The 16,042-nt window shown below is 63.7% G+C and carries 13 protein-coding genes; 7 read left to right on the forward strand and 6 right to left on the reverse strand.

The features are described 5' to 3' along the window. Nucleotides 1-16: 16 nt before the first annotated feature. From HCO70_RS05550 to HCO70_RS05565, 4 genes are all read right to left on the reverse strand, one after another. Nucleotides 17-580, reverse strand: coding sequence for a sarcosine oxidase subunit gamma (locus HCO70_RS05550; RefSeq protein WP_172293839.1), 564 nt, complete (start codon nucleotides 578-580; stop codon nucleotides 17-19). Then, a complete protein-coding gene (locus HCO70_RS05555; protein WP_172293841.1) occupies nucleotides 573-3,470 on the reverse strand; it encodes a sarcosine oxidase subunit alpha family protein in 2,898 nt (965 codons plus the stop codon). Before HCO70_RS05555 ends, HCO70_RS05550 begins: the two co-directional genes overlap by 8 nt. Next, entirely contained in the window at nucleotides 3,467-3,745 is a 279-nt protein-coding gene (locus tag HCO70_RS05560) for a sarcosine oxidase subunit delta (RefSeq protein WP_172293843.1), read from the reverse strand. The genes HCO70_RS05555 and HCO70_RS05560 overlap by 4 nt, the downstream gene beginning before the upstream one ends. 87 nt (nucleotides 3,746-3,832) lie before the next feature. Further along, nucleotides 3,833-5,083: a sarcosine oxidase subunit beta family protein gene (locus HCO70_RS05565; RefSeq protein WP_172293845.1), complete on the reverse strand. Its 1,251-nt coding sequence runs from the start codon at nucleotides 5,081-5,083 to the stop codon at nucleotides 3,833-3,835. Nucleotides 5,084-5,248: 165 nt separating this feature from the next. Here HCO70_RS05565 and HCO70_RS05570 point away from each other — a divergent pair, with 165 nt between their 5' ends. The 6 genes from HCO70_RS05570 to HCO70_RS05595 all read left to right on the forward strand — a co-directional run bounded on the left by HCO70_RS05570 (nucleotide 5,249) and on the right by HCO70_RS05595 (nucleotide 12,304). Continuing rightward, nucleotides 5,249-6,229, forward strand: a complete 981-nt coding sequence (locus HCO70_RS05570; RefSeq protein ID WP_172293847.1) for a fatty acid desaturase — start codon at nucleotides 5,249-5,251, stop codon at nucleotides 6,227-6,229. A gap of 50 nt (nucleotides 6,230-6,279) precedes the next feature. Further along, complete coding sequence (locus HCO70_RS05575) at nucleotides 6,280-7,017, forward strand: SDR family NAD(P)-dependent oxidoreductase (RefSeq protein ID WP_172293849.1); 738 nt, start codon at nucleotides 6,280-6,282, stop codon at nucleotides 7,015-7,017. Between the two features lie 142 nt (nucleotides 7,018-7,159). Continuing rightward, entirely contained in the window at nucleotides 7,160-8,404 is a 1,245-nt protein-coding gene (locus tag HCO70_RS05580; protein ID WP_172296164.1) for a lytic murein transglycosylase, read from the forward strand. 179 nt (nucleotides 8,405-8,583) lie between these two features. Next, complete coding sequence (locus HCO70_RS05585) at nucleotides 8,584-9,534, forward strand: VOC family protein (protein WP_172293851.1); 951 nt, start codon at nucleotides 8,584-8,586, stop codon at nucleotides 9,532-9,534. Between the two features lie 4 nt (nucleotides 9,535-9,538). Further along, a complete protein-coding gene (locus HCO70_RS05590) occupies nucleotides 9,539-10,420 on the forward strand; it encodes an NAD(P)-dependent oxidoreductase (RefSeq protein WP_172293853.1) in 882 nt (293 codons plus the stop codon). A 93-nt stretch (nucleotides 10,421-10,513) separates the two neighbouring features. After that, nucleotides 10,514-12,304 carry a gamma-glutamyltransferase family protein gene (locus HCO70_RS05595; protein WP_172293855.1) on the forward strand — a complete coding sequence of 597 codons (1,791 nt, stop codon included), beginning with the start codon at nucleotides 10,514-10,516 and terminating at the stop codon, nucleotides 12,302-12,304. Nucleotides 12,305-12,316: 12 nt separating this feature from the next. On the opposite strand, the gene HCO70_RS05600 is transcribed toward HCO70_RS05595, so the two are convergent. Continuing rightward, nucleotides 12,317-14,413, reverse strand: a complete 2,097-nt coding sequence (locus HCO70_RS05600; RefSeq protein ID WP_216665276.1) for an ATP-binding protein — start codon at nucleotides 14,411-14,413, stop codon at nucleotides 12,317-12,319. A gap of 303 nt (nucleotides 14,414-14,716) precedes the next feature. Here HCO70_RS05600 and HCO70_RS05605 point away from each other — a divergent pair, with 303 nt between their 5' ends. Continuing rightward, a complete protein-coding gene (locus HCO70_RS05605) occupies nucleotides 14,717-15,688 on the forward strand; it encodes a LysR family transcriptional regulator (RefSeq protein WP_172293859.1) in 972 nt (323 codons plus the stop codon). A 35-nt stretch (nucleotides 15,689-15,723) separates the two neighbouring features. Here HCO70_RS05605 and HCO70_RS05610 read toward each other — a convergent pair whose 3' ends face one another. After that, the gene (locus HCO70_RS05610; protein ID WP_172293861.1) at nucleotides 15,724-15,954 is read right to left on the reverse strand and encodes a DUF2798 domain-containing protein; all 231 of its coding nucleotides are present in this window, start codon (nucleotides 15,952-15,954) and stop codon (nucleotides 15,724-15,726) included. Between the last annotated feature and the right edge of the window lie 88 nt (nucleotides 15,955-16,042).

Genomic DNA, 16,042 nt, shown 5'->3' on the forward strand with positions numbered 1-16,042 from the left:
CCCGGTTCGGTCCGTTTCAGGCGACGGACCCGATAGCGGTTTCCACCGAATGTGCCAAGCTCTTGGCAGAGCTGGACGCCGACATCAACCAAAATGTATACAATTCTAGCCTCAGGAGCATCACGCCTTGGTGTGATATGAGGGTGCGGTTCGCGGCGCCCACCGGCATCGCGGGTTCTGCGAGGTCGAGCATGCAGAGGCGTTCGAGCGTGGAAATGCTGCCCGTTCCGGTCAATTCCATAACGGTCCAGGCGCCGGTTTGCTCGGTGGAGTATAAGGCGTCGCGGGCGGTGACTGCGAGATTGCGGGCGGCGTCGGGCGCGGTGTCCGGCGTGGCGAGCAGCAGCTGATCGGGGGCGATGCGGATCAACTTATGTATACCTGATTGGGTGAAGCGTCCCGAATTGGGTGTTTCGAGGTTCCATGCGGATTTCAGCGTTTCGACCGCCTTCGCCTCGCCGTTCTGTGGAATCGCGAGGGACAGCAGGGCGAGATCGGTGATCTCGCGCAGGCGGGTCTCGCCTTGCTGAAGATCGAGACCGGCCAGAGGTGTCGTCGGGGTGAGGGTGTACTCAGCCACGCTGGCGCGCTCCTTCCGGATCGTAGAAATGCGGCGAGACGACTTCGACCGGCGTGTCCTTGGCGCGGACGGGATCATAGGCGCGGACCGTGTCGCCGATGCGGTTGGTGCCGTTCTTCAGGAAGCCGAGGCCGATGGAGCAGCCAAAGGTCGGTGACCAGGCCACCGAGGTCATCCAGCCGAGGTCGTGGGCCATGTCGGCGGGGGCACCAGTGTTGAGGAAATGCGCACCAGCGTTGAGCAGGGTGCCGCGGTCCACGGGGCGGAAGCCGACAAGGCGGAAGTCGTCGTCGCGGATCATTTCCTCACGCTGGGACAGCGTGGTGCCTATGGCGTCTTTTTCCTGCGAGACCATGCGGGCAAGGCCGAGCTGGGCGGCGGTGGTCTGGCCGTTGAGTTCGTTGCCGACCGGGTGGCCCTTTTCGATGCGAAGAACCGAGAGCGCTTCGGTGCCGTAGGGGGCGATGCCGAGATCCTTGCCGGCCGTTACGAGTGTTTCTGCGAGGGAGGCACCGTAGCGGGCGGGAACGGCGATCTCGTAGGCCAATTCGCCGGAGAAGGAGATGCGGAACAGGCGGGCTGGGACGCCACAGCAGGTGGTCTCGGCGCAGGCCATGAAGGGGAAGGCGTCGTTTGACAGGTCGAGGTCGACGAGGCGGGAGAGGAGGTCTCGTGCGTTGGGGCCCGCGACGGAGAACTGCGCCCATGCGTCGGTGACCGAGGCGAGGTGAACGTCTAGATTGGGCCAGAGGCACTGGCGGTAGAATTCGAGGTTACGGAAGACGAGGCCGGCGTTGGCGGTCGTGGTCGTCATCACGTAGTGGGTTTCGGCAAAGCGCGCCGTGGTGCCGTCGTCATAGGCAAAGCCATCCTCGCGCAGCATCAGGCCGTAGCGGACTTTGCCAACGGCAAGCTTGGCGAAGGGGTTGGCGTAAACGCGATTGATAAACTCGGTCGCGTCGCGGCCCTGGATGTCAATCTTGCCGAGTGTCGAGACGTCGCAGAAGCCGACCTTTTTGCGAACCGTTGTGACCTCGCGGTCGACGCTGTCGCGCCAGCCATTCTCGCCAGGGCGAGCGTACCATTCGGCGCGGAGCCACTGCCCGGCGGTGGTGAAGCTGGCGCCATTGACGGCGGCCCAGTCGTGGGACGGCGGCAGGCGGGTCGGGCGGAATTGCTCGCCGCGAGCGTGTCCGGCGAAAGCGCCAATGGGGACGGGCGTGTAGGGTGGGCGGAAGACTGTGGTGCCGGTTTCCGGGATAGTCTTTCCAGCGGCTTCGGCGAGGATGGCGAGGCCGAGGACGTTGGAGGTTCGGCCCTGGTCGGTGGCCATGCCGAGGGTTGTGTAGCGCTTCAGGTGCTCGACGGAGCGGTAACCTTCCTGATGGGAGAGCTTCACATCCTTGGTGGTGACGTCGTTCTGCAGGTCGACCCACGCACGCTTGCGGCTGGGCATGTGCCAGAGGGGAGTGATGTCGGAGGGTTCGTCGCTGGCCTTCGGGGGCGTTGTGTTGGCGGGTGCGTAGCCGAGGTCGATAAGGATTTCCGTGGCTTTCGACGCACCTTCGGCAAGGGCCCGTGCGGTTGAGAAGGCGCCTGTGACAGAACCTGCGCAATACATGCCGGGCGGCAGCGAAGGGCCGGGGGCGAAGGCGGCCAGCGTCTCGTTCCAGACCGGCAGGTTGCGGTGGTGGCAAGACAGGTGGACGTTCGGGTTCCAGCCTCCGGAGACGGCGAGGCAGTCGGTCTCGATCTTCGTGCCGTCGGTCAGAGTGATTGCGGAGAGCGCCTTGCGGCCGTGGGTGGCTGCGATGGCCTTGCCTTCGCGGGTGTCGAGGATGACGGCGATCTCGATGCCGTGGGCCTTGAGGTCGACGGCGGTGCGGAGGCCGTCGTCATTGTTTGTCAGGACCGTTACCCGTCTGCCAGGAGCCGTGGCGTAGCGGTTGGCATAAGCGCGCACCGCGCCCGCAAGCATGATGCCGGGGCGATCGTTGTCGGCGAAGGCGATGGAGCGCTCGGTGGCGCCGGTGCAAAGGAGGGTGCGTTTGGCGTAGAGGCGCCAGAGGGTCTGGCGGGGTTTGCCGTGGGCTTCGGCGAGGTGATCGGTGTTCCGTTCCAGTGCGCCCATGATGCCGTGATCGTAGGTGCCGAAAACGGTGGTGCGGGGCAGGAGGCGGATGTTGGGGTTCTCGGCGAGGGCGGCCCAGGTGGCGGCGGCCCATTGAGAACCGAGCTGACCGTCGATCTCATGCGTCTCGGCAGCTAGGCGGCCGCCGGGCGTGAAATCCTCGTCGGCGAGGATGACTTTGGCCCCGGTTCCGGCGGCGGTGAGCGCGGCGGACAGGCCAGCGGGGCCGGCGCCGACGATCAGCAGGTCGCAGTGCAGAAACCCGTGGTCGTAGCTGTCGGGGTCCGGCTCTCCGGAGAGCCTGCCAAGGCCGGCGGCGGCGCGGATGGCGGGCTCGTAGAGCTTTTCCCAGAAGGCGCGGGGCCACATGAAGGTCTTGTAGTAGAAACCGGCGGAGAGGAACGGGGACAGGATGTTATTGACTGACAGGAGGTCCCATTCGAGCGGGCCGCGGTGGTTTTGGCTGGTGGCCTCCAGCCCGTCGAACAGTTCCGCCATCGTGGCGCGGGTGTTCGGGTTTGCATGGGCGCCGCGGCGCAGGGTGACGAGGGCGTTTGGCTCTTCGCTGCCTGCTGAGAAGATGCCGCGGGGACGGTGGTATTTGAAGCTGCGACCGACAAGACGCTGGTCGTTCGCGAGCAGGGCCGAGGCGAGCGTGTCGCCGGGATGGCCCTGGAAGGTCCTGCCGTTGAAACGGAAGATGAGGGGGCGGTCGCGGTCTATGAGGCCGCCGGTGCCGAGGCGAAACGGCTGGGTCATCGGGACCGGCCTTTCGCGCGGGCTACGTCACGGGCGAGTTCGACCTGGGTGATCTCATGCGTCAGGGTGTTGCGGGTGACTACCAGCCAGGAGCGGTCACCGTATTCGTGGTACCAGAGTTCGCGGTGCTCGCCGGCGGGGTTGTCGCGCAGGTGCAGGTAGGCGTGGAAGGCGTCGATGTCGCCGCCGTCAGGGCGGTCGATCAGGCTGGCATCGCCGAGATAGGTGAACTCGGAGGCATCGCGCGGGCCGAGGAGCGGGTGATTGATGATCATGCGCGACCTCGGAAATACGCGGTGTCCGTCGCTTCATTCTGCAAAGCAACGAGTGCGGGTGGCGAAAGGCTGAACGTCTGGATCATGTCAGTGCAGGTTCGGCTGGGCGCCGGCGCCCTTTTCGTCGATAGGTGCCCCCCGGCGGAAGCGGTCGAGACGGTAGGCGGTGGCGGTCGGGTGCGGGTTGCCGGTGGCCACGAGATGCGCGGTGCAGAAGCCCGAGGCCGGGGTGGCCTTGAAACCGCCATAACACCAGCCGCCGTTGAAGATCAGGTTATCGACCGGCGTGCGGTCGATGAAAGGTGAGCCGTCCATCGACATGTCCATCACGCCACCCCAGTTCCGCAAAACACGGGCGCGGCCGATCATGGGCATGACGGCCATCGCGCCTTCGCAGACATCCTCGACCACCGGCAGGTTGCCGCGCTGGGCATAGCTGTTGTAGCCGTCGATATCGCCGCCAAAGACCAGCCCGCCCTTGTCGGATTGCGAAATGTAGAAATGGCCGGCGCCGAAGGTGATGACGCCGGGGATGGTGGGTTTCAGCCCTTCGGAGACGAAAGCCTGCAGGACGTGGCTTTCGATCGGCAGTCGCAGCCCGGCGAGCGACAGGACTCGGGAGGAAGAGCCGGCGGCGCAGCAGACGACGATGTCGGCCTTTATCGCGCCGCGGGAGGTCTGGACGCCTTTGACGGTGCCATTCTCGATATCGAAGCCGGTGACCTCGCAGTTCTGGATGATGTCGACACCACGCCGGTCGGCGCCGCGGGCATAGCCCCAGGCGACGGCGTCGTGTCTGGCAGTGCCTCCGCGGCGCTGCAGCAGCCCGCCCTTGATCGGGAAACGGGCGTTTTCGAATTCGAGGAACGGGCAGAGGGCGCGGACTCCGGCGGCGTCGAGGAGTTCGGCATCGGCGCCTGACAGGATCATCGCGTTTCCGCGCCGGGCGTAGGCGTCGCGCTGACCATCGGAGTGGCAGAGGTTCAGCACACCGCGCTGGCTGACCATGGCGTTGTAGTTAAAGGACTGCTCGAGCCCTTCCCAGAGCTTCATCGACAACTCGTAGAAGGGCTGGTTGCCCTCGAGCAGGTAGTTCGAGCGGATGATCGTAGTATTCCGACCGATATTGCCGGAGCCGAGCCAGCCCTTTTCGAGCACCGCGACGTCGGTAATGCCGAATTCGTTCGACAGGTAGTAGGCGGTGGACAGGCCGTGCCCGCCGCCGCCGATGATGACGACCCTGTAGGATGGTTTCGGCGCAGGGTCGCGCCAGGCCGGTTTCCAGCCCTTGTTACCGGTCAGCCCTTGCCAGAGGATTTGCGCGGCGGAGTACTTCATGACGCGTGAGTCGCGAACCTTTGCTTCATGTCTGCACCTTTCGCACGGGGAACGGGCAGCGATAGTCCAAAAGAGACGCCGGGCGACGCAAATGGGACAGGTGCCATGCGAAGCACTTGGTTCTGCGATGGAAATAGGTGAGCGTGGGACTGAAGGAGGCCGGAAATGCAGATGCGGTTTTCGCGGCGCAACCTGATCGCGCCGGCTCGGCTGAGATCCCTGATGCAGCGCTCGGATGTGCGAGGCGCGGTGCAACTGGGCTCGCACCTGCTGGCGCTGGGCGTCAGCGGTTCAGCCTTGTGGGTGCTGTGGGGTACCTTGTGGGCGGTGCCTGTGTTCATGGTGCACGGGGTGCTGCTGAACTTCCTTTATGCGGGGCAGCACGAGTTGAGTCATGGGACGGTGTTCCGGACCAAGTGGCCGAACATGGTCTTCGGGCGGCTGTTCGGGTTCCTGCTGCTCTATCCGCGGGATTTCGACTGGATCCAGCATTCGGCGCATCACCAGTGGACGCAGAACTGGGAAAAGGACGGTGAGCTGGTGCGGGAGCCCTATACGCTCGGGTCCTACCTGCTGTGGATGTCGGGGATTACCTATTGGCACAGTCGCGTGGCACGTTTGCTGCGGTTTTCGCGCGGGATCGTGCTGGAGCCTTATGTGCGGCCGGAGCAGCATGCGTTGGTGATCCGCGAGGCGCGCTGGCACATGGCGGGGTATGCGGCGGTTTTGGTGGTATCGGTGGCCGCGCAAAATTGGGCGGCGGTGATCCTGTGGCTTGCGCCGATGCTGGTGATGAAGCCGGTGCACCAGTTGCAGAACACAATCGAGCATCTGGGGCTGAGTCACGAGGACGACATCTTCCGCAATACAAGATCGACGCGGACCAATGCGGCGATGCGCTGGCTGTGCTGGCAGATGCCTTATCACACAGCGCATCATGCGTTTCCCTCGGTGCCATTCTGGCGTCTGCGGGATCTGGATGCGGAGCTGAAGGGGAACGGGGCGGAACCCTACGCGATGGGCTGGATCGAATTCCAGGTGGAGGTGATCCGCAAGCTCGCGGCCGGGCCGGAGGACAGCTACCCGTACGACGAGGTCTGGGTGGTCTCGACCCCTGGCGGTGCCCGGAGAGTGGAGGCCGCTTGACGCTTCCCTGACTTCGCGGAACTGTGACGCGGGTCAGAGGGAGGAGCGGAATGGATTTTTCCGGACAGGTTGCCGTTGTCACCGGCGGCGCGCAGGGTATCGGGCGGGCGGTTGCGGAGCGGCTGTACAGTTGCGGCGCGCGGGTCGTTCTGTGGGACATGGATATCGCTCTTGCCGAAACAGCGGCGGCGGAGATCGGCGGTGAAACGCTGGCCTTTGCGGTCGATGTCGCGGACTGGGTGAGCGTCGAGGCGGCGGCCAGCGCAACGCTGGAGGAAGCGGGTCGGATTGACGTTCTGGTGAATTCGGCCGGGATTGCTGGGCTGAATGCGAGCGTCGAGGACTATCCGGTCGAGGAATTCCACCGGATCTGCGCCATCAACCTGCTGGGGACCTTTCACACCAACAAGGCGGTGGTGCCCGCGATGCGGCAGCAGGCATATGGGCGGATCGTGAATATCGCTTCCATCGCCGGGAAGGAAGGGAACCCCAACGCGTCTGCCTATTCGGCGTCGAAGGCGGGGGTGATTGGGTTCACCAAATCGCTGGGCAAGGAACTGGCGGGCGAGGATATTTCAGTCAACTGTGTGACGCCGGCGGCGGCGCGGACGCGGATTTTCGACCAGATGAAGCAGGAATTCATCGACTATATGCTGTCGAAGATCCCGCGCGGGCGGTTCCTTGAAGTCGAGGAAGCAGCGGAGATGATCGTCTGGATGGCATCCCGCGAGAATGGGTTCACCACAGGCGCCGTTTTCGATCTGTCAGGAGGGCGGGCGACCTACTGAGATCCGCAAAGGGGCGGTGGATTGCCGGTCTCGCCGGAGCCGCTCGACGTGTGCCGGCCTTCCGCGATAGGGTGGGGGTGAGCAGATTTCGAGCGAGGATAATCGGATGGCGCATAAGCCCCCTCACTCCGGCCCCACGGGGATGATTCACACACGGCGCGCAGCCCTGCTCGGGATGTCGGCGGCGATTCTGGCCGGATGTTCCGGTGGCGGCAGGCTGGGACCTGCGGCGCCCGACGTGTCTGCCTCGAGCTATCAGCCGGTGGCGAATGCCGGGTTCGACACCTGGGTTGCCGGGTTTCGCGGTCGGGCGTTGGGCGCTGGTATCTCCGCGGGCACGTTCGACGCGGCGTTTCGCAATGTCGGCTACCTGCCTGATGTGATCGAACGGGATCGGAACCAGACCGAATTCAAGCGGCCGCTGCAGGATTACCTTGCGCTGACGGCGGACGAGGAGCGTGTTTCGACGGGCCGGGCGATGCTGCGCCGCTATGGCGACACGCTGGCCGCGATCGAGGGTCGCTACGGTGTGGACCGGCACGTGGTGGCCGCGGTCTGGGGGATCGAGAGCCGGTACGGCGCGCGGCGCGGTACCGTCCCGGTGATCTCGGCGATGTCGACGCTAGCCTATGACGGGAGGCGGGGATCGTTCTTCGAGCAGCAGTTGATAGCCGCGCTGAGGATCCTGCAGGCAGGGGACACCACTCCGGCGCGGATGACCGGCAGCTGGGCCGGAGCGATGGGCCATACGCAGTTCATCCCGACCTCCTACATTGCCTACGCAGTTGATTTCACCGGCGACGGAAGGCGCGACATATGGGCTGACGACCCGAGCGATGCACTGGCTTCCACTGCCAATTACCTGGCGAAGGCCGGGTGGCGGGCGGGGCAGCCATGGGGGCTGGAGGCGCGTGTGCCGTCAGGATTCAATGCCGGGCAAGCAGGGCGGGGCCGAAACCGTGCCGTATCGCAATGGTCCGCCCAGGGCGTGACGACGGCGGGCGGCGGGGCGCTGCCGGATTATGGGTCGGCGGCGATACTGTTGCCGTCAGGATCGGGCGGCCCGGCATTCCTGGTGTTCCACAATTTCGGGGTCATTGGCCGGTACAACAATGCCGAGAACTACATGATCGCGGTCGGGCACCTGTCTGACCGGCTGAAGGGCGGCGGGCCGATCCGGAGCAGTTTTCCGCCGGATGCGCAGGGTCTGACGCTGGAAGACCGCAAGGAGTTGCAGCGGCGGCTGACAGCAGCAGGGTTCGATACGGATGGCACGGACGGGGTTGTCGGACCGGATACCGAAGCAGCAATCGAGGCCTATGAGCGGAGCCGCGGTTTGCCGGTGACGGGAGTGGCAACGGCTGCGTTGCTGCAGTCGTTGCGATAGGCGAAGACCGCTGCATTGGGTCGGTTCACAACCTGTTTTCTTCGGTAGTGTATACAAATTCAATGAAATGACCCGTCTTGCGGCAAAAACTCGCGGTTTTTGTATTCATTTCTGCTGGTGGAGTTGCCGCCGTCTGTGCCAGATTGCCTCTGCGACGACATCTGCTCGGGGAGGAAGGCATGAACGACATCGCGCATCTGGGACATGTCGAGGTCTTTACGGACAAGTTCGACGAGAGCCTCGATTTCTTCACGCGGGTCTATGGGCTGAAGCTGAGCGCGCAGGAGGGTGATAGCGCCTATCTGCGGGCCTGGGATGATTACGAAGTTCATTCGATGAAGCTGACGGCCGCTAACACCACCGGTGTGGGGCATATCGCGTATCGCACCTCTTCCGAGGAAGCGCTGATGCGGCGGGTGGAGGCCATCGAGGCAAGTCCGTACAAGAGCATCGGCTGGGTCGACGGCGATCTGGGCCATGGTCGGGCCTACCGGTTCGAGGACCCGTTCGGTCATATCTTCGAACTCTACTGGGATACCAACAAATATATCGCGCCGCCGGAGGATGCGTCGGCGTTAAAGAACCTGTCGAGCCGGTTCCATGCGCAGGGTGCCTGCCCGCGGCGGATCGACCATGTGAACCTGCTGGGCGAGAATGCGAAAGAATTCGCGGAATTCGTCGGAACCTGTCTGGATCACCAGCTGACCGAGTACATCCAGCTCGACAACGGGCGGCTCGGCGGGGTCTGGTTCACCTGCAACAACAAGACCTACGACCTCGTTTGTTCCGAGGAGCGGGGCGGCGGGACCGGGCGGTTGCATCACGTCACCTACGCCACGGATCAGCGCGAAGACATTCTGCGGGCGGCGGACATCATGCTTGAGAACGGCGTACATATCGAGACCGGGCCGCACAAGCATGCGATTCAGGGGTCGTTCTTCCTGTATGTCTGGGAACCCGCGGGGAACCGGATCGAGCTGGCCAATGCAGGCGCGCGGCTGATCCTTGATCCGAGCTGGGAGCCCGTGGCCTGGACCGAGAGCGACCGCAAGAAGGGTCAGGCCTGGGGCTTGAAGACAATCGAGACCTTCCATACCCACGGGACACCACCGGTACCTGGCAAGGAGTAGGACCATGCAGATCGCGATCATCGGGTTTGGCGAGGCCGGGTCGGCCCTGGTGACCGGATGGGGCGAGGCGCACGGGACGATCCGGGCTTATGACATCAAGACCGAGGACGCGGCGCAGGCGGACGCGATGCGTGCGCGGTATGCGGCGTTGGGCGTGCAGGGCTGCGCCAGTTCGGCAGAGGCTGTGGCCGGTGCGGATCTGGTTTTCTGCACCGTCACAGCTGATCAGGCGGTCATCGCTGCGCGGGTCGCTGCGCCGCACATGTCGCAGGGAGCCTACTGGCTGGACCTGAATTCCTGCGCGCCGTCCTCGAAGCGCGAGGCCGCCGGAGTGATTGAGGCCGGGCAGGTGCGGTATGTCGATGTCGCGGTCATGTCTCCCGTGCATCCGAAGCTGAACATGGTCCCATTGCTGATCGGGGGTCCGCACGCGGGTGAAGTTGCGCCGCTGCTGGAAGCGCTGCCGATGTCACTACGCGTGGTCGAGGGCGAAGTAGGCCGCGCGTCGTCTATCAAGATGATCCGTTCGGTGATGATCAAGGGGATCGAGGCACTGTCGGCGGAATGCGCGCTGGCTGCGGTTGCAGCAGGCGTCACGGCCGAGGTCGTACCGTCGCTGTCGAACAATTATCCCGGCGTCGATTGGGACGCGCAGATGGGATACAATCTGGAGCGCGCGATGGTGCATGGCGCGCGCCGGGCGGCAGAGATGGAAGAGGTGGCAAAGACGCTGACCGATCTCGGATTGCCCGACGGCATGACGCGCGCCTGTGTCGATTGGCAGCGGCGGCTGGCGGACACAAGTGCCGAGCCGCCGGAAGATCCGCGGGCTGCCGGAGCGGCGGCGGTTGCGGACCTGCTGCTGGCAGAGATAAGGAAGCCGTAGCCGTCTTCGTTCAGCCCTAGGAAACGGTATTACATAGGTTCGGCTGGGTTGGTTGGCCCGGTGGCCGGCTGACGTCGATCACCGGAGGCCAAGATGCGTTTTACCACCCGACCTGAACTCTCCGGCACCTTCGGCATGGTGGCCTCGACCCATTGGATCGGTTCGGCGGTCGGGATGAAGATCCTGGAGGCTGGCGGAACTGCCGCCGATGCGGCAGCGGCGACAGGGTTCGCGCTGAACGTGGTAGAACCTCATCTGAATGGTCCGCTGGGAGACATGACGCTGCTTGTCCGCGGTACGGATTCCGAAGCGCCGGTGGTGATTTGCGGGCAGGGCGTGGCACCGGCCGCCGCGACAATCGCGCATTACCGAGCGGAGGGGCTAGAGCTGATCCCTGGGTCGGGTTTGCTTGCGGCGACCGTGCCGGGGGCGTTCGGGGCGTGGATGGCCCTGCTGAGGGATCACGGTCGGCTGTCGCTGCGTGAAGTGCTGGAGCCGGCGATCCATTACGCTGAGGCCGGGCACCCGATGCTGGGAAGCGCAGCAGCCGCGATCAGCGGGCTGGCCGATTTCTTTCGCGCGGAGTGGCCGACCTCTGCCGAGACCTGGCTGCCGGGGGGTGCCGCGCCGAAGGCGGGGGAGCTGTTCCGCAATCCCGCCCTGGCCGATTTCTGGAAGCGGCTGTTGCGGGAAGCCGAGGCCGTGGAAGGACGTGAGGCACAGATCGAGGCAGCGCAGCGGGCATTCTATGAGGGGTTCGTGGCGGAGGCCATCGACGCGTACCTGCGCGATGCCTGCGTGATGGATGCCGCGGGAGAGCGGCGCAAGGGCGTGCTGACCGGGCAGGACATCGCAGGCTGGCGGGCCGAGGTCGAGACGCCGGTGTCCACCGGATACCACGGCTGGACCATATGGAAGGCGGGGCCGTGGTCTCAGGGGCCGATGCTGCTGCAATGCCTGAATACGTTGGCGGATGACGATGTCGGTGCGCTCGACCCTGTCGGGCCAGATTTCGTGCATCTGGTAACCGAGACGCTGAAGCTCGGGTTTGACGACCGCGAAGCCTATTACGGGGATCCGGCGAAGGCTGACGTTCCGCTGGATCGTCTGCTGAGCGTGCAATACGGCGTGGAACGGCGTGCGCTGATTGGTGGGCAAGCGGCGGCGCATCACCGGCCGGGCGCCGTGCCGGGGCAGGAGGGGCTGGCGGCGGCTTACCTCGATCGGCTTGCGCGCGACAGCGATGCCGGGGCCGCTGTCGGCGCGGGCGAACCCACGATGGCGCATCTGAGCGACCGGCGGGGCGACACGGTACATATCGACGTTATCGACCGGTGGGGCAACGTCGTATCGACCACGCCGTCGGGCGGGTGGCTGCAGTCGAACCCGGTCATCCCTGGGCTCGGTGTGCCTTTGGGAACGCGAGGGCAGATGTTCTGGCTCGACGAGGGGCTACCGAATTCGCTGGCGCCGGGGCGGCGGCCGCGGACGACACTGACACCGTCAATGGCGCTAGGGCCGGATGGCAGCTGGATGGCATTCGGCACGCCGGGAGGCGACCAGCAGGAGCAGTGGCAACTGAGCTTTTTCCTGCGGCACCTGCATCATGGAATGAACCTTCAGGAGGCGATCGATGCGCCGCTGTTTCATACCGGGCACTTGCAGTCGAGCTTTTACCCACGCGGGGTTCAGACCGGCCAGTTGATAGCAGAGTCCCGGTTCCCGGGTGAGACCTTGGCCGAGTTGCGCGCCCGCGGTCACGTGGTTACTGCGGCGGAACCCTGGGCTGTTGGACGGCTGACCGCGGCATTGAGGCGCCCCAACGGCCAGCTATACGCCGGCGCCACCGCTCGCCTGATGCAGGCCTACGCGGTAGGCCGCTGACAAAAGGATCTTTCAGCCGGCGACGGCCGTTTCGACCGGATCGTCCTGCGTGAAGAACTCTGCTCCCTTAAGCGACAGGACGAACGTGCTGCCGACGCCGGGTTTGCTTTCGACGCTGAGCTTACCGCCCTGCGCATTGGCCAGTTCCAGCGAGATCGCCAGGCCGAGGCCTGTGCCCGAGCGTGCCCGGGTGTCCGTGGAGTCCAACTGGAGAAAAGGCAGGAACACTTTCTCCAGACCTTCGGGAGACATGCCGATACCGGTATCCTGAACCGCAAACTGGACGTGCCGGCCCACGCGGCGAACGGTGACAGAGATCTTGCCCTTGTCAGTGAACTTCACGGCGTTACCGAGAAGGTTCAGCAGGATCTGTCGGGTACGGACCTTGTCGGCAAGGACCATTTCGTCGTCGCAGTCGACTTCGAACGTCAACCCTTTCCTTTCGGCCTCGGGACGCATCTGTTCCTCGACGGTGGCGACGATGTTGCGGGCGTTGCAGGGGCTCAGGTGCACAGACATGGTCCCCGCTTCGATCTTGGCGAAGTCGAGCATCTCATTAATAAGGAACATCAGGTGGTTGCAGGAGCGGCTTTGGATGCCGAGGTTCTTTTCGATGTTCTCGAAGAGATCTGAAATTCGCTGCCGGATCCTGGGCAGGTCAGGGCTTTGCTTGAAGGCTTCATCCATGAGCTTTCTGGAGGCGTCGAGGCGGGCGACGTTTTCGTAAATTCGGGAGATGCCCAGGATAACGGTCAAAGGCGTCCGAAGTTCATGGCTCAGGATGTTCAGGAATTCCGTCTTCGCCCGGTTCGCGGCTTCGGCCTGCTCCTTGGCGTGTTTCAGTTCGGTTATGTCCACCCGCAGGCACACCAGATCGCCACTGTCGGTGACGTGGTCAGTGGCTCGGAGGCGGCGGCCGTTCGGAAGTTGTTGCTCCGTTTCCCGATTGGCGTCTGCGGTTATCTCTTCTGGAAATGCCGGGCCGTCGACGGTCTCGCGGTCCGCGTCTGTGGTGAGCTGGCCCTTAGTCCGGGCGATTTGCAGCAGGTCCCGGTAGTGGATGCCGCGGCGTATGAACGGCGCAAGGGTATCGTAGAATTCGAGGTACTTACGATTGTAGGCGATCAGCCTGCCTTCGGAATCGTACATCGAAAAGCCGCTGTCCATGGCCTGGATGGCATTTTCGAACCGGCGTTCGGTGATCCGGCGACGTTCCGACAGTATCATGATCCGGCCAAGCGCGAAGAGGATGAGAATGATGATAACGCCCGAAATCAACCAGTTCCGGAGATGATGAGGGGCGTATTTCGGCCAGCCACCGTCTGTTGTTGCGGCGAGGATCCAGTTGCCTGCGGGAAAATCGAATTCCAGAATAGCGGGCGAGCGTTGAAACACATTGGGATTGCCGAATAGCAGTGCACCCTCGGCTGCAAAATTTTTGCCGGTGGCTATCGCAATATCGTACTCGGCGTCGGCCTCGCTGAACAACCTGTCGAACAATGCGTCTTGGTCGAGGACAAGCGAAACGATGCCCCAGAGTTCCGGGTTTTCAGTGTCGTCCGTATCGATGAAGACCGGCTGACGGATAACCATTCCCTGCCCGCCAATGACCAGGTCGACGGCGCCCTGCAGAATGCTGATCCCGGTATCGATGGCTTGCTGAACACTTTGCATTCTTTCCGGGTGTTCCCGGTAGTCGAACCCCAACACTTCTTGGTTGCCGTCGAGCGGATGGGCGTACCTTACAACCAGATCCGGCGCTCCGGCGACGATGAGTACCAGGTCGCTGACGCTATCCCTTGTGTGGGACGTCGCATCCAACACGTGCGCGGTGGCATTGGAAAAACCTTCCTGGTCGATATCGGGGTCTTCCGAAATGAGAGTGGTGAGATGCTGAAGAGCGAGAACCTGTTCGAAAACGGACTTTTCCAGATCTTCCCTCAGTTCGACCATTTCGAGTGTTACCGAGAGGTGTAACTCCTGCAGGTAGTTGCGATAGATCAGCCTGTTGAAACCAATTGCCGCGACCAGTAACAGACATGCCGCGAGCGCAAGCGCGGCGATCGTGGACACCGCGCGAACTCTCGGCATGTAGGAAAGCCGTTCCAAGCTGCCTGGCTTACTCAATCCACTCACATTCCCAATTGATCCGAAGAGCCGCACTGCCACCTCGCAGGTCTCGGTGTAAGGCCCCCTCACTGGTGGAGAGTTACACAGCGCGCGCGAAGCATGCAATTTCCCAATAGCCGGCAAACCGGCCTGTTGCTTTTTTATCGAGGGTAGGCGTGAAGCAATTGCTTTCAACCTGGTAGCTCTACCATGTTTCCCGATGTCGCTATTCCGGTTCACCTGTGCGTTGCGCCAGTGGTGCATTGGCCGTAGCGTCAGATTGCGCAGCGAGGACGCTTCGGGATGGCCGAGACGGCAGGACGCATAACACTCTGGCATATCGAGGTCTTCGTCGCGACGGCGGAAGAGGCATCGATCTCAGCCGCGGCACAACGGCTGGGTGCGAGCCCCTCCTCAGTCAGCCAGCAGCTAACTAATCTGGAAGCGGCGCTCGGCACGGCGCTTCTCAACCGAAACGAACGGCCGATGAGCCTGACACCGGCAGGAACTCTGTTCCTGCGGCGGGCGCAGGCGATCCTGAATGAGGCGGCACGGGCGCGGGCCGAGCTTGCGCGCCGCGACCCCCGGATGCTGACGCGACTGCGACTGGGTGTGATTGAAGACTTCGACTCGGAGGTGACACCGCGGCTGCTGCGCGACATGGCCGAAGAGATGACGGGCTGTCAGTTCCTGCTGGAAACGGGCCCGTCGCATCGCCTGTTCGACAAGCTGGAGACACGTGCGCTGGACATGATCATCGCCGCCGAACTGGGAGGCGAAGCGAACTGGATGGAGGTGCATCCGGTTCTGACCGAGCCGTTCATTGCTGCGGTGCCGAAGGGATCGGTCGCGGCGGATGCGGACGTGATGGCGGAACTGCGGCGTATTCCGCTGATCCTTTATACCGAACGGCATCACATGGGGCGGATGATCGCCTCACATCTGGCGCAACAGAATTTCCGGCTGTCGCACAGGTTCGAACTGGACAGTTACCATGCGATCATGGCGATGGTCGCGGCGGGAGAGGGTTGGACGATCCTGACGCCGCTGGGCTATCTGCACGCTGCGCGGTTCCGGGACCAGGCGGACGTGCTGCCGCTGCCGCTGGCGCCGTTGACACGGCGTATCTCGCTGACGGCCCGGCGGGGCGTCATGGAGGATATACCAGAGCGGACCGCACAGAGCCTCCGCGTGCTCCTGCAGGAAAAGATCGTCGCACCGGGATTGGCGCGGCTGCCTTGGCTTGAAGGGCAGTTGAGGGTCGAGAAAAGCTGAAAGGCGGGGAATGACTTCCCCGCCCAGGTGTTGGTTCAACGATCAAGTCCTGCCAGCCGAAGCGAGAGCTTGCGAATGGGGTGTCCAACGGCCATCGCCAGTGCGAAGCCCAAAGGCCAGCCGATTGCGAAACCACGCAGCCAGGCTGCGAGCCAGGCGGCGGTCGGTCCAAACGCCAGGAGTGTGAAGAAGCCGGAAAAGAAGAGCGACATGAAGCAGCTCATCATTGCGGTGGTCAGAAGGGTCATTTTCAGGTGCGGTTTCATATACGCGTCTCCTGTTGTCGGGACAGGAAACGGCCGCATGAACGCGCGCCGGCACCCGCCCCGGATTGGGGTTCAGGTGCCGCGGGTT

Source organism: Pseudoruegeria sp. HB172150, from assembly GCF_013184805.1.
Lineage (GTDB): Bacteria > Pseudomonadota > Alphaproteobacteria > Rhodobacterales > Rhodobacteraceae > Psychromarinibacter.